Origin of the sequence: Luteolibacter arcticus, from assembly GCF_025950235.1 — a bacterium.
In the GTDB taxonomy this organism is placed as follows: domain Bacteria; phylum Verrucomicrobiota; class Verrucomicrobiia; order Verrucomicrobiales; family Akkermansiaceae; genus Haloferula; species Haloferula arctica.
In genome coordinates this window covers 1-23,856 of record NZ_JAPDDT010000026.1, presented here as the reverse complement: position 1 = coordinate 23,856, position 23,856 = coordinate 1, and the positions used below count along the sequence as shown (strand labels likewise).

At 64.5% G+C, this 23,856-nt stretch carries 18 protein-coding genes and 1 pseudogene; 10 read left to right on the top strand and 9 right to left on the bottom strand.

Annotated elements, in window-relative coordinates; translation table 11 throughout:
• The first annotated feature begins 58 nt into the window (after positions 1-58).
• The 4 genes from OKA05_RS28055 to OKA05_RS28040 all read left to right on the top strand — a co-directional run bounded on the left by OKA05_RS28055 (position 59) and on the right by OKA05_RS28040 (position 4,739).
• Complete coding sequence (locus OKA05_RS28055) at positions 59-1,003, top strand: LysR family transcriptional regulator (RefSeq protein WP_343227007.1); 945 nt, start codon at positions 59-61, stop codon at positions 1,001-1,003.
• Positions 1,004-1,113: 110 nt separating this feature from the next.
• On the top strand, positions 1,114-1,905 hold the full coding sequence (locus tag OKA05_RS28050) for a hypothetical protein (RefSeq protein ID WP_264490539.1): 792 nt from the start codon (positions 1,114-1,116) through the stop codon (positions 1,903-1,905).
• Between the two features lie 51 nt (positions 1,906-1,956).
• Complete coding sequence (locus OKA05_RS28045) at positions 1,957-3,165, top strand: aminotransferase class V-fold PLP-dependent enzyme (RefSeq protein ID WP_264490538.1); 1,209 nt, start codon at positions 1,957-1,959, stop codon at positions 3,163-3,165.
• Positions 3,166-3,209: 44 nt separating this feature from the next.
• On the top strand, positions 3,210-4,739 hold the full coding sequence (locus OKA05_RS28040; protein ID WP_264490537.1) for a lysyl oxidase family protein: 1,530 nt from the start codon (positions 3,210-3,212) through the stop codon (positions 4,737-4,739).
• Between the two features lie 2 nt (positions 4,740-4,741).
• Here the strand turns inward: OKA05_RS28040 and OKA05_RS28035 are convergent, their stop codons facing one another.
• Positions 4,742-5,182 (bottom strand): 23S rRNA (pseudouridine(1915)-N(3))-methyltransferase RlmH, encoded by a 441-nt coding sequence (locus tag OKA05_RS28035; protein ID WP_264490536.1) that lies wholly within the window; start codon positions 5,180-5,182, stop codon positions 4,742-4,744.
• An 87-nt stretch (positions 5,183-5,269) separates the two neighbouring features.
• Here OKA05_RS28035 and OKA05_RS28030 point away from each other — a divergent pair, with 87 nt between their 5' ends.
• Positions 5,270-5,581, top strand: coding sequence for an EF-hand domain-containing protein (locus OKA05_RS28030; RefSeq protein WP_264490535.1), 312 nt, complete (start codon positions 5,270-5,272; stop codon positions 5,579-5,581).
• A 213-nt stretch (positions 5,582-5,794) separates the two neighbouring features.
• On the opposite strand, the gene OKA05_RS28025 is transcribed toward OKA05_RS28030, so the two are convergent.
• Both OKA05_RS28025 and OKA05_RS28020 read right to left on the bottom strand, forming a co-directional pair.
• Positions 5,795-7,198: a phenylacetate--CoA ligase family protein gene (locus OKA05_RS28025; RefSeq protein WP_264490534.1), complete on the bottom strand. Its 1,404-nt coding sequence runs from the start codon at positions 7,196-7,198 to the stop codon at positions 5,795-5,797.
• 199 nt (positions 7,199-7,397) lie between these two features.
• Positions 7,398-8,462 (bottom strand): 3-deoxy-7-phosphoheptulonate synthase, encoded by a 1,065-nt coding sequence (locus OKA05_RS28020; protein ID WP_264490533.1) that lies wholly within the window; start codon positions 8,460-8,462, stop codon positions 7,398-7,400.
• A gap of 166 nt (positions 8,463-8,628) precedes the next feature.
• Between OKA05_RS28020 and OKA05_RS28015 the strand changes: the two genes are divergently transcribed.
• Positions 8,629-9,357: a TlyA family RNA methyltransferase gene (locus OKA05_RS28015; protein WP_264490532.1), complete on the top strand. Its 729-nt coding sequence runs from the start codon at positions 8,629-8,631 to the stop codon at positions 9,355-9,357.
• On the opposite strand, the gene hisH is transcribed toward OKA05_RS28015, so the two are convergent.
• Genes hisH through OKA05_RS27995 form a run of 4 tightly spaced genes read right to left on the bottom strand, consistent with a single transcriptional unit; the run spans position 9,354 to position 13,835 of the window.
• Positions 9,354-9,980, bottom strand: coding sequence for an imidazole glycerol phosphate synthase subunit HisH (gene hisH / locus OKA05_RS28010; RefSeq protein ID WP_264490531.1), 627 nt, complete (start codon positions 9,978-9,980; stop codon positions 9,354-9,356). The two genes, OKA05_RS28015 and hisH, sit on opposite strands and share 4 nt — an antisense overlap.
• Positions 9,977-10,567, bottom strand: coding sequence for an imidazoleglycerol-phosphate dehydratase HisB (hisB, locus tag OKA05_RS28005; RefSeq protein ID WP_264490530.1), 591 nt, complete (start codon positions 10,565-10,567; stop codon positions 9,977-9,979). The genes hisH and hisB overlap by 4 nt, the downstream gene beginning before the upstream one ends.
• A 12-nt stretch (positions 10,568-10,579) precedes the next feature.
• On the bottom strand, positions 10,580-11,641 hold the full coding sequence (locus OKA05_RS28000; protein WP_264490529.1) for a PTPDL family protein: 1,062 nt from the start codon (positions 11,639-11,641) through the stop codon (positions 10,580-10,582).
• Positions 11,642-11,693: 52 nt separating this feature from the next.
• Positions 11,694-13,835, bottom strand: coding sequence for a DUF255 domain-containing protein (locus tag OKA05_RS27995; RefSeq protein WP_264490528.1), 2,142 nt, complete (start codon positions 13,833-13,835; stop codon positions 11,694-11,696).
• Between OKA05_RS27995 and OKA05_RS27990 the strand changes: the two genes are divergently transcribed.
• The 3 genes from OKA05_RS27990 to OKA05_RS27980 all read left to right on the top strand — a co-directional run bounded on the left by OKA05_RS27990 (position 13,733) and on the right by OKA05_RS27980 (position 16,150).
• Entirely contained in the window at positions 13,733-14,743 is a 1,011-nt protein-coding gene (locus OKA05_RS27990; protein WP_319800674.1) for a ParA family protein, read from the top strand. The two genes, OKA05_RS27995 and OKA05_RS27990, sit on opposite strands and share 103 nt — an antisense overlap.
• Complete coding sequence (locus OKA05_RS27985) at positions 14,730-15,356, top strand: hypothetical protein (protein ID WP_264490526.1); 627 nt, start codon at positions 14,730-14,732, stop codon at positions 15,354-15,356. Before OKA05_RS27990 ends, OKA05_RS27985 begins: the two co-directional genes overlap by 14 nt.
• Before the next feature lie 311 nt (positions 15,357-15,667).
• Positions 15,668-16,150 carry a DUF1851 domain-containing protein gene (locus OKA05_RS27980; protein WP_264490525.1) on the top strand — a complete coding sequence of 161 codons (483 nt, stop codon included), beginning with the start codon at positions 15,668-15,670 and terminating at the stop codon, positions 16,148-16,150.
• A gap of 7 nt (positions 16,151-16,157) precedes the next feature.
• On the opposite strand, the gene OKA05_RS27975 is transcribed toward OKA05_RS27980, so the two are convergent.
• A complete protein-coding gene (locus OKA05_RS27975; RefSeq protein ID WP_264490524.1) occupies positions 16,158-19,646 on the bottom strand; it encodes an ATP-binding cassette domain-containing protein in 3,489 nt (1,162 codons plus the stop codon).
• Positions 19,647-19,952: 306 nt separating this feature from the next.
• Here OKA05_RS27975 and ftsH point away from each other — a divergent pair, with 306 nt between their 5' ends.
• Complete coding sequence (ftsH, locus tag OKA05_RS27970; RefSeq protein ID WP_319800673.1) at positions 19,953-22,148, top strand: ATP-dependent zinc metalloprotease FtsH; 2,196 nt, start codon at positions 19,953-19,955, stop codon at positions 22,146-22,148.
• A gap of 119 nt (positions 22,149-22,267) precedes the next feature.
• On the opposite strand, the pseudogene OKA05_RS29575 reads toward ftsH, so the two are convergent.
• Positions 22,268-22,819 (bottom strand): annotated as a pseudogene (locus OKA05_RS29575) (YxiH-YxzG fusion protein); the annotation flags it as partial.
• Positions 22,820-23,856: the final 1,037 nt, after the last annotated feature.

The window sequence follows — 23,856 nt, the reverse complement described above, 5'->3', positions numbered from 1 at the left end:
GGCAAATCTGTGGTATGAACCAAACGAAGGTTCTTCACGGTGATTGGCCGTTGCATTCATGACGAGCGACTGTAGAAGTCGCCGCGTGTTGGAGATCCGCCACCTTGATTCCCTGATCGCCCTCGCCGAGACCGGCAACCTGACCCGCGCCGGCGAGAAGGTTTCGCTGAGCCAGAGCGCATTGTCCCACCAGATGCGGGCGCTGGAAGATCACTACGGCTTCGAGCTGTTCGAGCGGAAGACCAGCCCGCTGCGCTGGACCCGTGCGGGCGAGCGGCTGTTGGTGCTGGCTTACGAGGTGAAGCGGCTGACGCGTGATGCTGAGCGCGATCTTGCGCGGATCGGGCAGGGGACCGCGGGCACCCTGCGCATCGCGGTGGAGTGCCACTCGTGCTTCGACTGGCTGATGCCGGCGATGGATTCCTTGCGCGAGGGCTGGCCGGATGTGGAGATGGACATTGTCTCTGGCTTCCATCCGGATCCCGTCGGGCTGCTGGATGAGAACCGGGCGGATCTGGTGATCGTTTCCACGGCGAAGCGGCGCAAGGGCATCGAGCATCACCCGCTGTTCGAATACGACATGCCGGCGTTGGTGGCGCACGACCACCCGCTACTGGAGAAGTCGTACTTGAGTCCTCGTGACTTCGCGATGGAGACGCTGATTACCTATCCGATCCCGGACAATCGTATGGACCTCTTCCGCCAGGTGCTGGAACCGGCGGGGGTCGAGCCGCGGGAGCGCCGCACCACCGAGCTGACGGTGGCGATCCTGCAACTGGTGAAAAGCCGCCGTGGGATTGCGGCGCTGCCGCGCTGGGCGGTGCAGCCTTACCTGGAAAAGGACTACGTGGCGGAGATCCCGATCACCTCGAAGGGGCTTCGTGCGTCACTCCATGCGGCGACCACCCGTGAGGCGGCGGGGCAGGCCTTCATGCAGGAATTCATTGAAACCGTGCGTGTCACCGCGGCGAAGCAGTTCGATGGGATCCGGCTGTTGGACTGAAGGGAGCGTCTTCTAACGACGCGATCTCCGGTGCGCTGCCGTGGCGGCTTGTTGCCCCGCGACCGGCTTGCGCCTTGTCAGCCTGCGGGTGCCCGGCTTTGCTTCGCCGCGTGCGATGGCTTGATTGGATCGAACGACGCTTGGAGTGGCTCCATTTTCCGGGGCTCTTCAAGTACCTGACTTTCCTCGGGGTGATCGCCTATGCCTGCCAGTGGGCGCGGCCGGAGATCGCGCTCTTGCTGGACTTCGACCGTGCGAAGATCCTCTCCGGCGAGGTGTGGCGGGTGTTCACGTTCTTGTTTGCGCCGATGGGAATGCAGCGATTCACGCCGTTCGGGGTGTTGTTTCTGTTTTTCGCCGTCCAGATTTCCTTTCTCATCAGCGATTCGCTGGAGGAAGCGTGGGGCGCCACGCGGCTGACCCTTTACATCCTGGTTGCCTGGATTGGCCTGGCGGTTGCGCAGTTTGTGTTCGATCCCGGCCTGCTTGGCAGCGGGAGCATGCTGTATACTTCGCTGTTCCTTTCCTTCGCGACCTTGTTCCCGCGGGTCGAGTTCTCGTTCTTTTTCCTGTTTCCGATCCAAGTTCGATTCCTGGGCTGGCTTTCCGGGGTGCTGCTCCTCCTGAACGCGATCACGAATCCGATGAGCCTGATTCTGACCGTGCCGGCGATGGTGCCCTACCTGCTGTGGGTGCTGCCGGACGTGGTCCATGGCCGCAAGTCGCTGGTGAAGGCGGCCCACCGCCGCCGCAAGTTCCAGACCGCGAGCCGGCCGGAGGCGTTGGCCTTCCACCGCTGCGAGTCCTGCGGCCGCACCGAGCGCGATTCGGAGGATCTGGAATTCTTCACGCTCCCGGACGGCAAGGAATACTGCCAGGACCACCTGCCGCCGCAGGCCTGATTTGGTTTTTTCCCGTGCAATCGGCCCGGGCCTCGTTTCCCTTGCGCGCACATGGCATTCGATTCCGTCACGATCCGCGCCGAGTTCCCGATTCTGGCGCAAGAGGTGAACGGCCGTCCGCTGGTCTATCTGGACAATGCGGCGACCACCCAGAAGCCGCTCGCGGTGCTGGACGCCTCGCGCCGCTACTACGAGGAGATCAACGCCAATATCCACCGCGGCACCCACCATCTGGCCCGCGCCGCGACGGCCGCCCATGAGGCTGCCCGTGAAACGGTCGCCCGCCACCTGAATGCCGCCGATCCCGCCGAGGTGATTTTCACGGCCGGGACGACCGATTCGATCAATCTGGTGGCCGCGATCCTGGCCCTGTCGCCGGGGGATGAGGTGCTGATTTCCACGCTGGAGCATCATTCGAACATCGTGCCGTGGCAGATGCTGTGTGAGCGCAGCGGCGCGACGCTCCAGGTGATCCCGTGCCACGACGATGGGACGCTCGATCAGGATGCCTTCCGCGGGCTGCTCTCGGAGCGGACGAAGGTGACCGCGTTCAACTGGATCTCGAACGCCTTCGGTACGGTCAACCCGGTCCACGAGATGACCGCCGCCGCGAAGGCCGCGGGCTCGCTGGTGGTGATCGATGCCGCCCAAGCCGCGCCGCATCTGGCCATCAACGTGCAGGCGCTCGGTGCCGATTTCGTCGCGCTATCGGGCCACAAGGTCTATGCGCCCACCGGTATCGGCGTGCTCTGGGGAAAGCGGGCGGTGCTCGATGCCCTGCCGCCATGGCGCGGCGGCGGCGAGATGATCAAGGAGGTCACTTTTGCCAAGACCACCTACAACGACCTGCCCTTCAAATACGAGGCCGGGACGCCGAACATCGAGGGCGCGATCGCTTTCGCCGCGGCGCTCGACTTTGTCCATGGGGTTGGGATTGAAGCGATCTCCGAACATGAGAAGAAACTCATCAAAGCGGCGGCGGACGGGCTTTCGTCGCTGCCGGGGGTGAAGCTCTATGGGCCGGATGACCGGGCGGGGGCGCTTTCTTTTGCGATCGAGGGGGTGCACCACTACGATCTGGGCACGCTGATTGACCAAATGGGCGTTGCAGTTCGCACGGGGCATCACTGCTGCCAGCCGCTGATGGCGCGCTTTGGCATCACCGGCACGACCCGGGCGTCATTTGCGGCTTATAACACCGCGGAGGAGGTCGAAAAGCTGGTCGAGGCGGTGGACAAGGCGACCAGCATGTTACGCTGAAGTTGGGCTTTTCCTTTGGCCGGAGACGGTCGAAGCTTCGCGCCATGAAAGTGCTGCTGCCACTCCTGCTCGGAGTTCTTTGTTCGCTACCGGTCATCGCCCATATCGAGGTGACGCCGTTCCCGAAAGTGGTGCAGGGGGGAGTGCCCTTGGCCGGGCTGACCTCGACCGATCCGCACGGCATGATCGTTTACCGCGTGGTTGTCCCGGAGGGCACGGCGCGGCTGACGGTCACGACGAACGGTGGCACCGGGAATCTGGAACTCTATCTGCGGAAGAGCGTCCACCCGAGCTACGGCGGCGCGGATGCGGATTTCGACTCACGCTTTCCCGGCACTCGCCAGCGCCTCCAAGTGGAAGCACCGAGCGCAGGGGTCTGGTTCATCGGCCTCCAAGGTGCCAATGGCGGCTACAACGGGGTGAAGATGGTGGCGGTGACGAAGCAGGCAAAAGGGGCGGTGGCGGCGGCGGTCCTGAACCCGCCACCCGGAATCTACCCCGGTGCCACGACCTGCACTCTCAAGGCGAAGGGCGCGACGGTGCGCTACACCCTCGATGGCAGTGACCCGACGGCTTCGTCGCCGGTCGCGCCCGCCAGCCTGTCGATCACCAGCGACACCACGGTGAAAGCCCGCTCGTTCTCCTCCAAGGGGGTGGTGGGGCCCGTCGTCGAGGGCTTCTATCAGATCCATCCGGCTGGCGAAGTCCGTGACTTGGACAGCCTCGGCGTGATCCACCATCTCGGTAGCGCGAAGGGCGGACGGCACCTGTTCCGCGTGCCGGTCGCCGCCGGCCAAAGGCTGTCGGTGGTTGCAGAAGGCGGGAAGGGGAAGTCGACCATTTCCGTCCGCCACGGGAGCATCCCGCCGACCGGCAAGCCGGCCAAGGGCGACACCTCCTTCATCCGCGGCACCACTCGCGTGGTGATCCCGGAAACCACCGCTGGTGACTACTTTCTCGCGGTGGATGCCGCCACCGCCTACTCCGGCCGGACTGTCATGGCCCTCGTCGCCGGCGATGGCGCGGATCTGACGCCGTGGGCCCTGACGCTGGAGCCCTACACGAGCACGGAGACTTTCGATCCGGCCTCGTGCGAGGTGCAGGAAGGGATGATCGATGCGGGTGAGCGCCGCTTGCTCCGCTACACCACCGAGATCCGCAATATCGGCGGCTTTGACATGGTGATGCCCGATCCCGAGGGCAATCCCTTCTTCGAATTCCAAGAGTGCCACGGCCACTACCACTTCAAGGGCTTCGCGGCGTCGCGCTTGCTCGATCTGGAAGGCAACGAACTCCGCTCCGGCCGCAAGGTCAGCTTCTGCCTGCTCGACACCAATCGCTGGGATCGCGGGGCGAACTCGCGGACACGCTTCAACTGTAGCAAGCAAGGCATCCAAGCCGGTTGGGGAGACGCCTATGACAGTGGCCTGCCGGGCCAATGGATCGAGATCGATACGCTGCCTGCCGGTGACTACCAGCTCGAGCTGACCGTGAATCCGGATGGGATTCTCGCGGAGACGAACTACGAGAATAATACCGTGGTCATTCCGGTGACGATCCCGGCGGAGGATTGACTCTAGCGGTGATACGGCTCGCCGCGTCGCAATGTGGCGACGCGGTAGAGTTGCTCCAGCAGGACGACCAGCGCGAGCTCATGCTGCATGGTCAGGCGCGAGAGTGACCAGACCGCATCGCAGGTCTGGCGCAGTTCCTCCGTGTGGCCGTCCGAGGCACCGATCAGAAAGCTGACCGCCTTCACGTCGCCGCGCATTTCGAGGGAGGCGAATTTGTCCGCCCATGACTGGGTGGCGAGCACCTCGCCGCGTTCGTCCATGGCGATGCGGAAGTTCCCGGCCGATCGTTCTAACAGCGCTGCCGAGACCGTGGCGGAGTCGCCGGCCTTCAGATATTCCAGCTCGTAGCTGCCGTAGCGGCCGAGCCGTTTGAGATATTCGTCCACGCCGCTCTTGGCATAGGCCAGGGCGGGTTTTCCGGCGGCAAGGATGCGGACGCGCACGGCGGCAAGCATTCCCCCGCGGTGCTGGCCCGGTCAACCTGCTTTACCGCTTGTCCCGGCGGGGGCTTTGGGAAAGAACATCTGCGGATGAAACGCCTTGCCTTGTTGCCCTTCCTGCTCGCCGCCTCCTGCGCCAATCAAGAACACACCGAGGCTGCCCATGGCCGCAAGATGATGTCGCTCCTGGAGAAGTTCGATCGCTTCGACTACGACGGCAACGGCAGCCTGACCCGCAAGGAGATCGAGCAAGGAGTGACGGAAGCCGGCGCGGGCACGACCAAGCTCGAGCCAATGGAACTCGATGCCATGATGAAGCACTACGACGTCAACAAGGACGGCAAGGTCACACGCTGGGAAGCTGAGCGAGTGATCGACCTGCCAGTGCCGGAGATGCACTGAGCCGGGTAAACCGGCCAAGAGCGGCGCGTCTGCCCATGTAGCGGCGTGTCCATGACCGTCGCTGACTGGCGGCGACGGGCCGCATCGTGAGTCTTTGTTCTCGAATTCCTATCCACAAGGACTTCGCTAAAAGCGTAGCCGCTCCAGGCCAGCGGGGAGAAGCATCCTGCCGGGATTTCGCGTGAAACGACGCGAAACCTGTTAAAGCTGGCTCTAACAACGGCGCTCGAATTCGGCGAACTTTCCGGTGGGACCGCGAACGATTTCATCGATGTACTCGATATCGACCTCAAAGCCCGCGCCGAGGGCATCGCGGGCGCTTTTGAGAACATGCGCTTCCTCATCGCGGGTCAGCGGATGGGCGACCACGAGGCGGAGGCAGACCCGGTGGCGCGAGGTCTGGATGACCTGGTGTTGGCGGATCGACCGCACCTGCATCACCGCATGGTGACCGTAGTAGGGCGGGCGGAATTCGCCTGAGGGTAGCATCAACAGGTCGCGCGCGCGGCCGGGAATCGCGTCGAGTATTGGCAGCGAGCGGCCGCAGGGGCAGGGCCCCTGACCCACCGTGGCGAGGTCGCCGATTTCATAGCGCAGCAGTGGCATCGCGAAATTGTGAAGCGGTGTCACGATGACGCGTCCCGTCTCACCCGGCTCGCAGGGCCGGCCATCCGAATCCAGCACCTCGATGTATGACTTCTCCGCCTGCACGTGCCACCGGCCGCCCTCGCGGCACTGATAGGCCATCGCACCCGTTTCCGCGGCGGTGTAGGTGCTGCACAGCGGGGCATTCCAGACTTCCCGGCAGAGTCCCGCCAGCTCGGGCGGGCTTGCCTCGCCCACGCCGATCGCCTCCTTCAATGGCGGCAGCTCGATCCCTTCGCCACGGGCGTGGCGCAGGATTTCCATCAGCAGCGAGGGAAAGGTGCAGAGGTAGTCGGGCTGAAGTTCGCGGATGGTTTCCACCAGGAGGCGGATCGGTGCGCGGTAGTCTAACAGAAAGCTCTTTCCCGTGGGCCACACCACCGAGGCCGGCGGACCCCAGTCGGCCATGCTTCGCAGGTGGATGCTCTCGTCGATGACCTGCCGGCTGTCATCGCGAAGGATGGTGAGAAACCTGCCCGCGAGGTCGCGGCCGCGCCAGACGTGCTCGCGCAGTTGGAACGCCTGCCAATAGAAGTAATCCAGTGTGCTACGGGCGATCCGCACCGGACGGCCGGAGGAACCGGAGGTGACACTCTCGCCCACCACACCATGGCCATCGGGGAGCTTGGCGACCCGCAATTGCGCATCGAGCGATTGCACCTCGGCGCGCGTCAGGACCGGCAAGGCAGCCCAGCGCGTGTGCCATTCCGTCAGGCTGAGTGCGGCGTTCTTCGCGGATTGCGGATCGAGTCCGGCTGCCTTCAAGCGCTTGCGCCAGAAGGGCAACTGCGCGGCGGCGTGAGCCATCAATGCTTCCAACTGCGGACGGCGGGCCATCGCGAGTTGATCCGCCGTCATGAACTGGCTTTCGGCCAACTGCCCGAGCACGGCAAGCAACGCAGCCGCAGGCGTCGGCGGGATGGCCGGCCACACCGCGCCGGGAAAGGCAGCGTGAGGGGTCGGCGAAGGCATGGTGGAGCTTACTGCTCGCGACTTGATGGGCACGACTTTTGTGAACCGAGCGTCCGACCCACCGCGTGGCCGAAGCGTGTGGATCCACTTGGTGCTCTGGACGGGCCCGCGTGTCGTGCAGAGTTCGGATGGCGTCGGGCCCTTTTGGCCGGGGGGACCGCGCCTGAGTTGCGGAATCGTTTTCGCGAGAACTGAGCACTCAGAGAGCGCGCCGTGCCCGCACCGCGGCGGCGAACTTGTCCAACACCGCCACCGTGTCATCCCAGCCGATGCACGCATCGGTGACGGACTGGCCGCGGGTGAGCTTCGCGAGGTCGGGCACCAGCTTCTGGTTTCCTTCGACTAGGTTCGACTCGACCATGGTCGCGACGACCGACTTGGAACCTTCCTCGATCTGCTTGCACAAGGCGTTCGCGACCAGCGGCTGGTTGCGGTAGTCCTTCATCGAGTTGCCGTGCGAGCAATCGACCATCACGTGCGGTGGCAGGCCTTGCTCGGAAAGCATCTTCACGACCTCCTCGATGGGTTCCTTCTCGTAGTTCGGCCCGGTCTTTCCGCCGCGTAGGATGATGTGGCAGGAGTCGTTGCCGGTGGTGGAAACGATGGCCGACACGCCTTGCTTGGTGACTGACAGAAAATGGTGCGGGCGCGACGACGACTGGATGGCATCGAGCGCGATCTGGATCGAGCCGCCGGTGCCGTTCTTGAAGCCGACGGGCATCGAAAGGCCCGATGCCAGTTCGCGGTGGACCTGGCTTTCGGTGGTTCGCGCGCCGATGGCACCCCAGACGATCAGGTCGGCGATGTATTGCGGCGAGATCGTGTCGAGGAACTCGGTGCCGGCGGGAATGCCGAGATTCGCGAGATCTAACAACAGGCCGCGGGCGACGCGCAGGCCGTGATTGATGTCGAAGGAATCATCGAGCCGCGGGTCATTGATCAGGCCCTTCCAGCCGACGGTGGTGCGCGGCTTTTCAAAATAGACGCGCATCACCACGAAGACGTCGTCCTTAAGGCGCTCGGCTTCCGCCTTGAGCTTCTTGCCGTATTCGATCGCCGCTTCGGGATCGTGGATCGAGCAGGGGCCGACGATGACCAGCAGGCGGTCGTCCTCGCCTTTCAGGATCGCCTCGGACTGGGAGCGGGCGGAGGCGACGAGTTCGGAGGCTTCTTCCGACACCGGCAGGAAATAGTTCAGGATCGCCGGCGAAATGAGCGGGTTCAGGCCGGAAATACGGAGGTCGTCGGTGCGGTGGCGGGTCACGCGCGGGAGGAAAGGGGAAGTCGCCGCCGGGGGCAAGTCGCGAGTGGTGAGGGGTTTGGAGGGGAAAATGGAACCGCCAAGACGCCAGGTTCGCCGAGGATGAGCGGAGATTTCCATTCCGGACTTGGCGTCGTTGGCGTCTTGGCGGTGAATCCCTTTCCCAACCGTGAAAAAAGAACGAGTCGATGCCCTGCTGGTCGCCCGTGGCTTGTGCGAATCCCGCGAACAGGCCAAGCGCCTCGTGCTCGCCGGCGAGGTGCGCAGCGGCGACCGCATCGTGGACAAGCCGAGCACCAAGTTTCCCGAGGACGCCCCGCTGGAGGTGAAGGAAAAGCCGAGATACGTCGGCCGCGGCGGATTGAAGATGGAAGGTGCACTGGCAGCGTTCGGGATTTCTCCCGAAGGCTGGACCTGTCTCGACATCGGGGCGTCCACCGGCGGCTTCACCGATTGCCTGCTCCAGCACGGCGCGGTGAAGGTCCACGCGATCGACGTGGGCACCAACCAGCTCGCCTACAAGCTCCGCACCGATCCTCGGGTGGTGGTGAAGGAGCAGTTCAATGCCCGCGGGCTCGAAGTTTCGACGCTGGGCGAGAAGGTGAGGATGATCGTGATGGATCTGTCGTTCATCTCACTGACCAAGATCCTCCCGGCCGCCTTCGGGGTGCTGGAGGAGGGCGGCTGTATCGTCTGCCTGATCAAGCCCCAGTTCGAGTTGGAGCGGGAGGATATCGGCAAGGGCGGCATCGTCCGTGATCCCGAGCTGCACCAGCGGGCGGTGGAAAAGATCCGCGCCTTCGTGACCGGGGAACTCGGCCGCGAGTGGAAGGGGCTGATCGACTCGCCGATCACCGGCACCGACGGGAACCGCGAGTTTTTGGCGTGGCTGAGCTAGTCCTCCACTGGCACCCCCACCTCGAGGAAGTTCCCTAACAGCTTCAGCCCAGCCTGCTGGCTTTTCTCCGGGTGGAACTGCGTCGCCACCACGGCTCTGGAGCGGATCGCGCTGGCGAAGGTCTCACCGTATTCGGTGGTCATCGCGATGATGTTCTCATCCTCCGGCACCGGGAAATACGAGTGGACGAAGTAGAAATACGGCTGACCGCCAAGGCCTTCCCACATCGGGTCGGCAAGCGAGACCGGCTCGGCGGCGTTCCAGCCCATGTGGGGGATCTTGCGGCCGTCTTCGGTGAAGCGGACGACCTTTCCGCGGAAGACGCCGAGGCCGGGCACGCCCGGAGCCTCCACGCTTTCCTCGAAGAGAATCTGATAGCCGAGGCAGATGCCGAAGTAGGGCCGGTTGGAGGCGACCCAATCGCGGATCGGTCCGATGAGGCCGCGCTTCTCGAGCTCCGCCATGCAGTCGCCGAATGAGCCGACGCCCGGCAGGATGAGGTGCGTGAGCCCTTCCATTTCCTCGGCGGAGGAAACAAGGATGGGCTCGATGTCCAGCGCTTGGACGGCGTTGGCCACGCTGCGCAGGTTGCCCGCGCCGTAGTCGATGATTCCGACTTTCACAGTGCCTCCTTCGTGCTCGGGATGCCTTTCACTCGCGGATCTTTTTCGCATGCCTCGCGCAAGGCGCGGGCAAGCCCCTTGAAGATGGCCTCGGCGATGTGGTGGCCATCGCGGCCGTAGAGCAGCTCGACATGGATGTTCGCCCGCAGATTCGAAGCCAGCGCACGGCAGAACTCTTCCACGAGCGTGAACGGGAAATTCGGCGCCGAAGGCGTGTTCGGCGCGGCGCGAAATTCCAAGTGCGGGCGGTTGCTCAGGTCCACCACCACCCGGGCGAGCGTCTCGTCCATCGGCAGGTAGCAGCAGCCGTAGCGGCGGATGCCACGCTTGTCGCCGAGCGCTTCCCGCATTGCCTCGCCCAGCGTGATGCCGGTGTCTTCCACGGTGTGGTGGAAGTCGACCTCCAGATCGCCCTTCGCGTCGAGGTTCAGGTCGAACGACCCGTGGCGCGAGAACAGCGTCAGCATGTGGTCGAAGAAACCAATGCCGGTGGAGATGCTGGAAATACCTTCTCCATCAAGGTCGATGGAGAGGTCGATGCGGGTCTCCGCCGTCTGGCGGTTTTGGCGGGAAGAGCGGGCAAACATGAGCAGAAAAAATCAGGGAGCGGGCGTCGCGGGTGCGGCTTTCTTGAGCATGTCCAAGTAGGCGGGCGGGAGACTGGCGCTGCTAGCGGCGGAGAGGGCGGTGGAGACCTCCTGCGGGGTGGCACCCTGCTTGGTCACGGCAGCCCAGGCGGTTTCATAGGCCTCTTCTGACTTCGGCAGATTGGCGGTGCCGGTGCTTTCCAAGCGGCGGATCTCGGTCTCCAGCGAACGCTTGGTTTCTTCCAACGGGGCTTTCACGTAGGGATCGAGCGGAGGCCACTTGTGGCCGGCGGCCTTGTCCCGCTCGAGGCGAGCCATGTAGGCCTCCTGCTCTTCCCGGATCGCCTCGGTGCTGAGACTGCGATCGGAGCCGCCCATGGCAGCCAGGCCATCGGCGCGCTGTTTTGTCCGAGCGTCAAAGGTGGCGAGGCTGGAGGTGACGGTGGACAACTGCGCCTTCATGATCTTCACCGCGTAGGGGATGTTCTGGCGGTAGGCGCTGCTGCCCTGGAAGCCGGTCTCGAGCTTCGACCACGCGCGCAGGGCGGTGGTCATGTCACCTTGGTCGGCGGCGGCCTTCATCGCGGCGGCCTGGATCCCGGCATCGAGCGCATAGGCCTTTGGCAGCCGGTCCGCGGCGGAAATCACCTTGCCTTGGAACTTGATGCCGCCGGCTTGCACGACGTCGAACTCCTTCTCCAGCACGGAAAGCACCTTGAGCGCCTCCGGCTTCTTTTCGCTCTGGGGATACCTCTTGATGAAGGACTCCACCTTGTTCACCTGGGATTGATAGACTTCGGCGGTCTGCATCTCACGCGTGGGCACCAGCTTCGCGATCTCCAGGAATTCCGTCTCGTCCTTCTTTTCCGCGACCTGGTTGACCACGTTCGCCTTCGGGATGCGGCGCTCGTCCTTGATGGACTTGGTGACCTGCACCAGGATGATGTAGTCGCTGCCGTCCTCCTTGAGGATGGTACCTTCGATCGTGGTGCCGTCCTTCAGCTCGAAGGTGTCGGCCGAGACGCTGGCGATCGCCAGCAGGGGAAGGTAGCGGAAAAGGCGGTGGGCTTTCATGATGGGCAAAACAATCCGACGCCCCCGGCTGGATGCGAGAGGAAAAATCGCATCAGGGTTTTGGGCCCCCGACCGCCGCGGCAAGTTCGGCCGGGGTGGCCGCAGTGGCAGTGGTGCCGTCGGGACGGCGGATTTTCACCGCGCTCTCCTTGCCGATCCGCCTTGCGATGCGGTCGAGCGGCAATTTTGCCGCGGCCTCGCGCCATTCCGGGGATGGATCGGCCGGGAGCTCGACGATGGCCCGCGAGCGGCCAAACGAGATCGCCAAAATCGAATCCGTCACGACGACCGGTTGGATCCCCGCGGGTGGCAGCGAGCGTGCCAGTTTCGCCATTTCCGGCGGCGGGGGCTGGCCCAGCGCTTCAAGGCGGGCCGCATTCATCCTCATGAGGCCGGCGGTAGAGTCATCGAAAAGCATGATGCGGTCCGCGATTGGCAGCTTGATCGGCGTCGATGCCGGACGAGCCTCGATCAACCGGCCATCGTCGCTGCGGAATTGCTCTGCCACCACCGTCGCCAGATCCCCAGCCCACAGCCGCCAGGTGTCATCGAGCGTGATTTCCGCCAAATCCAGGGCTGCCTGAATGGCGAGTGCGTAGGTGAAGGCCCGTGCGTCCGCCACGGACGCAGGGACCGGCGGGGCCTGTTCCACCAGCAGGTTATCCTTGGAAAAGGTCTCGCAGGCCCGCTGCGCGAGTGCCAGCGCCTTGTCCCGCCATGCAACTTCGCCGGTCGCGGTGAACAGGGCCGCGTAGGCGGACACCATGCGGAAGCTGGGTGACGCGGCACCCGCCGCGGCCGGTGGCGGCTGCGGCAAGCGCGTGAGCCGGGCCGCGAGCAGCTTCTTGCGGCCGCTTTCAAACAGCCCGGGCGCTTGGGCCGCGTCCAGCTTCGCTTTCGCCGCGGCCTCGGTGAGGGACACCCGCATGCCGAGCGAATTCAACCGGAAGAACTCCCGCTGTGGATCCGCCTCGCTCGCCAGATTTCCGAGATCCTGGACCCCGCAGAGCGCCTTCCACAGCGCGGCCTCCTGCGGGGAAAGCGCGGCATCGATCTGCTCGCGAGTCCACAGGCCGTCGCGAAGCACCGTGGGCGTGGGCTGTCGCTGATTGGAAAACAAGCCGTCCGGCATGGCGAATTGCTCCTCGGCGTATTTTACCGCCCCCAGCGCCACCTCCAGCGGGCGCGCCTCGCCAATTGACGCATGCAAGCTGACCAAGGCACGGGCAGCGCGGGCCTGCGTCATGCAGGTCCGCTGTGGCATCGGCAGGTCCCAGGCATTCCCGCGACGGCTGGAATACACGCCGCCGTCCAGTGGATCGACCATCGGGCTATAGAGGACGTGCTTGCTGAATGCCGTCACCGCCTCGCGGCAGCGCCCGGCCAGATCCGCGGGGATCGCCGGATCGTTCGAGGACGAGGCCAAGCACTGCAGGCTGCCCAGCGGAAACAAGCCGCCGGTGCCGGACAAGGTGCCGATGTCCGGGTCATACTGGCTCATCAGTTGCCGGGTGGCGCTGATCAGGAAGGCGTCCCGCGTCGCAACATCGGCCACCGTATCGGGGAAGACGATCCGTTTCAGGCGCTGCTCGTGGTCGGCGCGGCTGTTGCGCAGGTTGTACTGGGGATCCTCCGTCCACATTTTCGCGATCACATCGGTCGCCCCATCGAAGAGTTTCTTGAAATCGCTGCCGGGTGAGTAGGCGATCGGCCGCCACGTTACCTCGTTGCCTTCGGGCGACAGCACCAGCAGGAAGGGGAATGACACGGGCATCCGGATTTCCTCGCTCAGCAGCCCGGCGACGATGCCCGTCTCGCGGGCCACCTCGATGTCCACCAGCACCGGGAGGAAGTCCGCATTGAGGCGGGAAACCAGCTCGGGGTCGCGGTCGATTGCCTCCAGCGCTTCCAGGCAGCCCGGATACTGGGCGCTACCCACGAAAGCGAACACCAGCCGCCGCGCATCCGTCGCGCGTTTCAGCACCGCCGGCTCCCAATGCTGCCAGTGGACGGGTGAGTTCTTGCGGGCTGCCGCCAGACCCTGGGGTCCGGTGGTCATCTGGTTGGCCTGCATTTCCGGCGCGATCACCGGTGGCGGACCGGCCTTTGCTGCGGCCGAGGCATCGTTTTCCCGGCAGGAGGTGGTGGCGACCGTCAGGGCAACTAGGCAGGCGAGAGGAGCGACATTTGACATCGGCGGGCAAGGGTAGGGAGGGGGCAGTCGCAGCGTGCAGAAAAGGCTTCCGTGCTTACAAGCCGAAGCTACGCTGCGGCAGCGATTTCCCCGGAGCTAACAGCGTGATCAGTATAGCGGTTTCCAGTCAAAAAGGAGGCGTGGGCAAGACCACCGCCTCGATCAACATGGCCCATGCCTTTGCCCGCGCGGGCCTGAGAACCTTGCTGGTGGACGCTGATCCTCAGGGCTCGGTGGGTCTTTCGCTGACCCGCCAGTCGCGCATGCTGTCCGGCTTTTACGACTACCTCGCCGACCCGGGCATCCCGCTGGAGAGGTTGCTGGTGCCGACCCGGCTTGAGACTTTCACCTTGGTCGCCGCCGGTCAGGCCAGCGACTACGAGGTCGGTGGCGCGCCCACCGGTGCCCATCTTGCGCGCGTTCGTGGGTTCCTGCGCGCGGTCGAGGCCCGGGGCTTCGACATCTGCCTCGTCGATACGCCCGCCGGGCTCTTCGGCCTCACCGCCGACATCATCGCCTCCAGCGATGCGGTGCTGGTCCCTCAGCAAGCGGAGCCGCTGGGCATCCGCTCCGTGCCAAAGATGCTGGAAGGTCTTAATCGACTGAGAGTCATTCACCCACGGCTGATCGTGCTCGGCGTCCTGATGACCATGGTCCAGAACGATATGGCGGAAAGTCGCGAGTCTGTCCAAGCATTGCGCCAGATCCTGCCCGAGGACCTCGTCCTGCGCACTATGATCCCGCGCGACGGACTTTTTGTGAAAGCCAGCGCCCGCGGCCTGCCGGTCGGCGTGCTGGAAGATGGCGCGGGTGCCTTGGCGGTCTTCGATGCCCTTCGCGCGGAGATCGAAGCCAAACTGGAACGCGCCGGCCACCCTGTCTCTCCTCGCCGCGATGGATCCGCTTGAACCATGGATCGATGCCTCGGCGGTCCGGCGCTTGGCCGAACGCCTGCTGGCCGATAGCACCGAACCGGAGGTCACGGACTCGCCCGATGCCGGTTTCGGCACCGAGTTCGTCGGCTTTGCTGGATCCGCACCGCGGCCTCCCGCCCCCGTCGCCGTCGTCCCGGAATTGCCTGCGGACGAAGTCTTTGAATCCGAGCTGGGTGAGCCGCTCCCGCCGGTGGAGCCCACGCCGCCGTCCGCTGAGCCGCTGCCGCCCGGCCGCGGTCCGCTGCTGGTCCGCCTCGCCCGTTTTCGCGACGCCCTGATCCGCCACACCGGTGCGCGCGGCGTCTTCATCCTCGATCGCGAGGGGAAGCCGGTCATGGAGGACCCCGCCTACGCGCGGATGCACTTCCTCGCCCGCAGCCTCGCCCAAGCCTACCGCCCGGTGGCCGGGCAGGCCGGGAATGTGCACGTGAAAATCGGAGCGAACGAGGTGCTCGAAGTCGTCCCGGTCGAAACGCCCTTTGGCTGGCTGGTTCTGGGTACCGTGGTTCCGCGGCCGCTGACGGCCGTGGTGGTCGCGGAAATCGCCGCGGCGCTGAAGCAGGCGGCCACGCCGGAAGGGGCGTGATTATCCGGTCATGTACGTCAACGGTCACGTTCTGCGCTGCCCGCATTGTCGAGGCGAAGATTTCGAGAGGACCCGGGTTACGCTGGATTCCAGCCGCAGTAGCTTTCTCGGATTCGATTGGTCGGATGAGGATGTCGGAGCATTCACTTGTCTGACCTACGGTCGCATGGAGTGGTTCCGGGAGCCCCGGGTCGTTAAGCCCGACCGATCCGGAAAGCCTGCCGATTGCAAGCGTTGCGGCATCTTGATTGCTGCGACGGACGACGCCTGCCCGAACTGCGGCGAGCCGAAATAAGTCTCCAGAAGACCCCATGCACATCACTTGGAAGGAACTGACCGTCCAATTCGATCCCGAGAAGGCGGGCGAACTTCTGAGTGATTGGCGGTGGTTGGTGGGTGAGCGGACCGAATTCATGTTGGCGGGATCCTTGGGTGATCTCTTCCTGCGGGACGAAACGGGCCAGGTCCTGTGGCTCGACACCGGCGCGGGCCAACTCTCCGTGGTAGCGGGCTCGCATGAGGAGTTCCGGGAGCTTCTCCAGCAGCCCAACCAAGTGAACGAGTGGTTCTTGCCGCAGCTGGTCGGCGACCTTCTCGCAAGCGGCAAGCAACTCGCTCCGGGCCAGTGCTTCAGCTACAAGGTTCCGCCGATGCTGGGAGGGAAGGTGGAACCGGAGAATTTTGAGCCCACGGATTTGTCCGTGCATTGCAGCATACTTGGCCAGATCGCCCGGAAAAATCAGGATCTGCCGGACCGCACTCCGATTCAGCGCGTCACTTTATCGGACGATTGACTGCCCATCACCTCGTCCGCCGGTTCTGAATCCCCAGCACCGCGGAGGTCGCGAGACCGGTGCCAAGGATCACGAGGATCAAGATCGCGCTGTCGTAGTCGACGGTGTCCACCCAGTCCCCCGCGACGGGTTTCTTCAGGCCGAGGAAGATGTGGCGGGGCTTGTCCTCGTTCCGGTAGTCGAGGCGGAAGGTCTCGGCCTCGCGAACCAGCAGGTCGATGCGGTCGTTGACGAAGAATTCGGTGATCGGCCGGGCCAGCACGTCCTTGTTGCGGACCCTGAGCGAGTCGATCTCCAGCCGGGTGCCACCTCGGGCCAGCATATTGATACGCTCGGCCAGGTCCTCGGCGTTGCGAGCGGTGGTGGCTTGGGCACCGCCGAGTTTGACCAAGGCCTGGAGCATGAGCTGGAGACGTTCCTCCACGGCGGGCTCCAGCGGGCTCGGCATTTCCTTGATGGCATCGACGCGGCGCTGGATGCGGATGCGTTCGATCTCGTAGGGATTGCGGGTGGCTTGGGTGACGACCATTGCCTCGTAGGCATGGCGCAGCGGCATGAAATCGGAAGGGACGGGGACGCCGCCCCGTTCGCGCTCGATCCCGCTGTTTTCAAAGAGCCCGCGGTTCATCTCGCGGAAGGGGACCAGCGCGCCGGCCAGCAGCATCTGCGGGACCAGCAGCAGTGGCACGGCGGTCAGCGCGGCGCGCTCGGTCTTGACGATGGACGACACCAGCAACGCAAGGCCGGTGCCGGTGCAGGCGGTGAGCGTCATCCATAGCCACTGGCTCGGCACGGTGCCGCGGATCTCCAGCAGGAAGTGACCGATGAGCGTATAAACGAAGCACTGGGCGGCGGCGACCAGCCCCAGCGCGCAGAATTTCGCGCCGACGTAGAGCAGGGGATTGGCGCGGCAATTCCGCTCGCGACGCAACACCGGGCGATCCCGCAGGATCTCGGTGGCGGAGTTGGTGAGCCCCAGGAACATCGCCACCGTGGCCGACAGGAACAAATAGGCCGGAACGTGCAGGGCGGTGGGGAATTCGTAGGCGCCTTCCTTGGACGAGCGCAGGGTCACGCCGATCAGCATGGCCAGCAGCGGTGCCTCCAGCAGGGTGGAGTAGAGCGTCCCGCGGTTGCGCATCTTCGAGAAGAGCGAGCGCTGGAAGTGGGTCGCGAACTGGGCCCACGCGCGCGTCACCCGGCGACCGAAGCCGGTGGCGACGTGGACGGAGGGCAGCGAGGTGTCGGTGCTTTCGATGAGCGACGGCGGGGCGGTATCGCCGAGCGCGTGGACCAGCGATTCGCTCTCGAAGCGTTCTTGCCAATAGTTCGGCGGGAAACGTCGTGCGGCGGAGGGATTCTGGCCGCCGCCGATCTGGGCGAGCGGGGTTTCCAGCACGTCGAAGACAAAGTCCGCGCCGAGCGGGATATTCGCCGCAATCGCAGGGTGGGAGATGCCGAGTTCGTCCGCGGTCTCGCGGAAATACGCGATCATCGCCGCGGGCGAGCCGAAGAAAGCGACCCGGCCGCCGGTGTCGAGCAGCAGCACCTTGTCGAAAAGGTTCATCACCGTCGCGCCCGGCCGGTGGAGGGAGGCGATGACGATCTTGTCGCGGGCCAGCGAGCGGAGGGTTTCGGCGACGTGCTCGGAGTCCTTGGACGAGAGCCCGGAGATCGGTTCGTCGAAGAGGAAAACCTCCGCGGCGCTGCCGAGGTCGAGACCAAGGTTGAGACGGCTGCGCTCGCCGCCGCTGAGGGTCTTTTCACCTGGCGAGCCAACCCGGCGGCGGGCGATCGCCTGTAGGCCCAACTCCGCGAGGATGCCGTCGGCGCGTCTTTCGATCTCTTCCGTCGAGAGGAACGGCCGCCGGATGGTGGTGGCCTGCCGCAGGTGCTCGCGCACCGTGAGCTGGGGATTGAGCGCTTCCTCCTGCGGCATGTTCGCGATGAAGCGGATCAGCTCGAGGCGGTTCTGATAGAGGGAGGACTCGTTGAGACGGACGCGGCCGCGGGTCGGCTCGAGTTGGCCGGCCAGCACCGACAGGAGTGTGCTTTTTCCGCTGCCGCTGGGACCGATGATGCACATCATCTCACCGCGCCCGACCTCGAAGTTGACGTTGTCCAGCGCGCGGGTGCCGGGAACGAATTGGTGGATCAGGTCCTGCACCTTGAGCGCTTCGATGAGATTTCGCTCTTCATCGATGATGCCCTCGCTGAACCGGCAGCGCAGGGCCTGGGTGCGGGAAAGCCGGATGATGGTGCCGTCGCGCAGCGGCGCGGAGGACTTCACCGGCACGCCATCGGCGGTGACACTGCCCTCGGCCTCGCGGATGAAGACATCGCCGGTGCGGCGCTCGGAATCGAAGCGGATCCGCAGCACGACCCGCGGGGAGAAACCCGGGGCGAGCAGCAGGTCGCCGCTTTCGAGGACCGAGGGGTCATTGGAAACGCGGAAGTCGCGCTGATCCGGCTCCAAGCGGAACCGGCCGCCTGCCTCGGCGCGCCGGCGGCGCAGGGCATCGAGTGTGATCGATACCCCCTCGGGGTCGGAAAGTCGCTGGTGATGGTCGCAGAAGACGGGCTTGTTCGGGAACAGCGGGCCGATGCCCTCGATGATGAACTGGGTGGGCTTGAGCGCCTCGATCTCCGCCTGCAGGCCGAAGCGGATGCGGACCTCGCTCTGGCGGCTGCGGGCGCGTTCGCTGCTCAGTCCCTCGTCCGTGCTGGCGAGGAAAATGGCGGGGCTTTTGCCGGTCAGCTTGACGTTGAGGAAGAAAACCAGGTCTTCCGCGGTCAGGGTCCAGCCGGGGAGCACGATTTGCTGGCGTTCCCGCATGCGGAGGAAGGCGCCGCTTTCCAGCGACCGCCCGCGGACCCACAGCGGATGCTCGCCCGTATTCCGGACCAGCACCAGATCGGCGGTCCGATAGACGCGAAATGCGTGACCGGTCGCCTCGGCGGGCAATTCGACGTCGACAGTCTCGCCGGCCCCGAAGACGAGCCGCTCGAAGCCAGGATGTTCGCCGGTTTCCTCGCCCGACATCTCCGCGAGGATCTGCCGCGCATGGTCCGGCCGCCCGAGGCGGCGGAGGAAGATTTCAAAGGAGCTGCGGCTGCTTTCCGAGCGGCCCACGGCATCGACCAGCGTGTAGAGCTGCAGGCCGACCGCCATTTTCTGCGGGTCGTCCAGCAACTCGCGCAGGTCCAAGGCGGTACGGGCGAGGGGCTTCTGTTCGCGGACCGCCCGTTGGACCCGCCGTGCCAGCCAACTGTGGTCGGCCTCGGGGAAGGCGCTGCGCAGCAGGTCGAGGATCAGGTCAGCCTCATCGGCATCCAGCCGGCCGTCCAAGGTGGCGAAACCCGCAAAGGCATCCACCAGCAGGCCGAGCACCCGCGAGCTGCTCGCACTGGCCGAGCGCCGACGTTGCCACCATGTCCCGCGGCCCGGACCCTTCCGCGGTTCCGGGGTCTCGTCGGGAGCCGCGTGATGATCCATCCGCGCCATCCATGGCAAACGCTTGCCGGACCGGCAAGAGCGCCGGAAAAAATTGGGTTTTCTTTCGGCAATGTCGCGCTACCCTGTCGCGCCCTCTGCACTGTCTTCCCCGTAGATGCTTGTTTGCCTGCGGCGACCGTAAAAAGGGCGATTTCCTCATCAATCATGTCTGACCCGTCTCAAAACCGTCCGCCGCAGGGTTCTGGCGCGCGCGGACCGAACGACCCGCCTGGATTCAACTGGCGCCTCGCGATTCTCCTTAGTGCCGCGTTTCTCATCCTGGCTCTCGCCGTATTCGGCCCCTCGGTGAATTCGACAACCCAGCCGCTGTCCTTTGCCGAGTTCAAGAGCAATTGGGACAAGGGGATGGTCTACCGCAACGATCCGAAATTTCCGCTGAAGGTCACTACTCAGGACACCGCTTATAATGCGGTCATCAATGGGTTCCTCCGCACTTCGCCCGAGCGTGGCCCGGGGGAAGAGCCCGGCCGCAAGACGATCCGCGCGACCGTCCGCACCGAGAACGTGGCCGAGATTCTCGGTGAATCCGTGGTCTTCCGCCTCAGCCGTGAGCCTGCTCCGGAGCCGGGGGTGGAGACCGTGGAGCTTTCCGAAGCCGCTTTCCGTCGTGCGGCTGCCCTCGGCGAAATCAAGCCGCTGGATGACAAGGCACCGCTCACGGTTTACTCGTCGGACGGCAACCTCGGTGTGGTCGTGGGCATTCGCGATATCCCCGCCGCCCCGGCCCCTGCCGCCGACGCCAAGGCCGCTGCGCCGAAGCAATTCAAGGTGGTGGCTCCAGTGATGATGCTTGGCGACGAGCTGGGTTTCCTGCTTCGCGACAACGGCATCTACGAGCCCAACAACGACTTCCTCAAGAGCGCGATCTTCACGTTCCTGCCGGTCCTGCTGATCGTCTTGCTGCTGTTCTTCCTGTTCCGCCAGCAGATGAAAGCCGCCGGCCGTGGCGCGATGTCCTTCGGGAAATCCAAAGCTCGCCTGCTGACCCGCGATCACAACAAGGTCACCTTCAAGGATGTCGCTGGCATTCAAGAGGCTAAGGAGGAACTCTGGGAAATCGTCGATTTCCTTCGCGATCCCCGCAAGTTCCAGAAGCTCGGCGGCTCGATCCCAAAAGGCGTGCTGATGGTCGGTCCTCCGGGCACCGGCAAGACCCTGCTTGCCCGCGCCATCGCCGGTGAGGCGGACGTGCCGTTCTTCTCGATCTCTGGCTCGGACTTCGTGGAAATGTTCGTCGGTGTCGGTGCCTCGCGCGTCCGCGACATGTTCGAGCAAGGCAAGAAGCACGCTCCCTGCCTGATTTTCATCGATGAAATCGACGCCGTCGGCCGCCATCGCGGTCACGGCATGGGCGGTGGCCACGATGAGCGTGAGCAAACGCTCAACCAGCTCCTCGTGGAAATGGACGGCTTTGACACCCAGGAGGGCGTCATCATCATCGCCGCGACCAACCGTCCGGACGTGCTTGACCCCGCGTTGCTGCGCCCCGGTCGTTTCGACCGCCAGGTCACCGTGTCGCTTCCAGACGTGAACGGCCGCGAGGAAATCCTCCGCGTCCACGTGAAGAAGATCAAGCTGGCCCCGGGAACCGACCTCGGCGTTATCGCCCGCGGCACGCCCGGCTTCTCCGGTGCGGAGCTGGCCAACCTGATCAACGAAGCGGCCCTTCTTGCTGCCCGCCGCGGGCTTTCCGCCGTCACGTTGGCCGAGATGGAAGAAGCACGCGACAAGGTCCGCTGGGGCCGTGAACGCCGCAGCCTGGCCATGTCGGACAAGGAGCGCATCGGCACCGCATGGCACGAGGCCGGCCATGCCTATCTCAATATGGTGCTGCCGCACACGCACCCGCTGCACAAGGTCACCATCATCCCGCGCGGCCCGTACCTCGGTGCGACCATGTATTTGCCGGACGGAGACAAGTACTCGATCCAGCGCAAGGAAGCCCTTGCCAACCTTGTGGTCACCATGGGCGGCCGGATTGCCGAGGCCTTCGTCACCGACGACGTCTCGAACGGTGCTTCAGGCGACATCCGCCAGGCCACCTCGCTCGCCCGCCACATGGTCTGCGAGTGGGGCATGAGCCAGAAGCTCGGCATGATCGAATACGGCGATGGCGACGGCCCCGTCTTCCTCGCCCGCGAAATGTCACGGGCCCGCAATTACTCGGAGGACACCGCCCGCCTTATCGACGAAGAGATCAAGCGCTTCATCGACGAGGCCTACGAGCAGGCTACCTCGCTCCTCACGCAGGGCAGGGATAAGATCGAACTCATCGCCAACGCCCTGCTTGAATTCGAGACGCTCGACGGAGCGCACGTCCGTGACCTCATCGAGCACGGGGAAATGCGCAATCCGCCCAGCGCGCCCAAGCCGCCGCCGGTTCCCGAAGAATTCCGCAAGAAGCCGGTGTCCAAGCCCACTGAGGACAAGCCGGATGACGGTGGCCCCCTTCCCGGCGAGGTCGTGGGGGCTCCGGCCTGATCTTGATCTTCTGATCTGAGCGTTTTCAAAGCGCGGCGTGGTGAAAGCCACACCGCGCTTCCTGTGACCACTGCGGCCACTTCTCGCGCTTCGGCCACCGTGATTCTGAAGATTTCCCGGCCCCTGAGGAGAAACAGGGCCTCGCCTCGTCCTGCCACGCGCTCCGCTTTGATGAGCTCGCCCCGCGAGTCGCGGAGCTGGAACCTGGATCTCAGGGTGGCGGAGGGCCTTGTGAGCTCGAGCAGATGATATTCATCCGGGTTGTCGTAGCCTCCCCGGAACAGGGCGTGGTCGCCGGAGATCGCGAACGCGTCCGCTCCACTGACCGGAACAGTCCAGTGCGCCGCGATGGCACCGTCCCGGATCAGAACCAAGGGAAAGTCGGTGTAGTAATAGATCCACACGTCGTTCCCGCAGGCATTCATGGCGTAGCAGTCGCACACGTGGTCGAGCCCGTCGCCCGGTTGATACGCGTAGGCCTCCGTCCCGTCCTGCCGCCAGGCGACCAAGCCGCTGCTCCCTAAGGGAGCGGGCCACCCGAGGTTTCCGAACACGCCTTCGTCGAAGTAGCTGGTCCAGATCAGGCCGTCCGGCGTCACGGCAACGTCCTGAACGCCGTCTCCCAAGGTGATTCCCTGAAGAAAACGGCCGTCCACGTGAGAAGCGGCCATTCTCGTCGGCACCCTCCTCGCGATACTGGCAGCGCGAGCAGACGAGGAGGAGTTGGTCGTGGCCGATCGGCTGCACTTGGTGGATGTTGAACGTTTCCCGCTCAATGGCCGTGATCAGTCTCGTGGCACCCGCCTCCGCGCGATAGACCCGGTAGCCTCGAGGAGCTTCGGGGCGGATCTTGGGGAAGATCGCACCGCCTGCATGAGTCGTCCGATCGTCCAGTGGACCCACGGCGATCACCACGTAGGGAATCCCGTCCGCCCCCACATCAAATGCGACAATCGAACCGGCATCGGTGCCGGCGAGGGACGAATAGGGTTCGAGGGCAAGTTCACGCATCGCGAAATCCTATCGATTGGGGAGTTCGCTCCGCAACTGGGGATCCCGTGCCAGGGAAGGGGCCCGCATTGCGGTCTCTTGAGAGTCCGGATCCGGCAGAGAGCGACCGCGAGGCCTTTCCGTGTCCGTTCACTGGCTAAAAGTCGCTCCGCCACGGCCATGGGGGAGGGGCGATTCCCCTATTTATAGAGACACACGCTGCGTGAGGCCCGCGGGAGCAACGCGGCGGCCTTTTGGCCTCGTTGAATGGCGATCTGCCCCAGTCATTCACGGCGTCGCGATCCTTGAATTTAGGCGGATAGCGGCAGCAGTTGTTAACTACTATGAAAATAGTAGTTCGGCATGGGGTCCTTCCGCGAAGGCGCGCAAACCAAGGAAATACAAGGGCTGCAGCGCCTCGATACGGGTCCCGAAGGCAAAATCCGCATCCGATGAGGGCGATTTCGCAGCTACGCCGCCTCTAGTAGCAAGGTGCCCGGAAAATTCTCCCTGCGCTCAATCCTGCAAAATCAATGCGTTGCGTGGAATGGGGCGAAAAGTTCGGAAAAAACATCTCAAAAGGTATTGACCCCTCCGTTCCGGGCGGACTAGGTTCTCCCCGCCGCGCGGCACCAAGCGCGGCGCGAGAGACGAGAGTCGATCGCGGTTCTTCTTCACAGAAGGCGAACCCGATCGGCTTTTTAGTCCCCTCGAAACG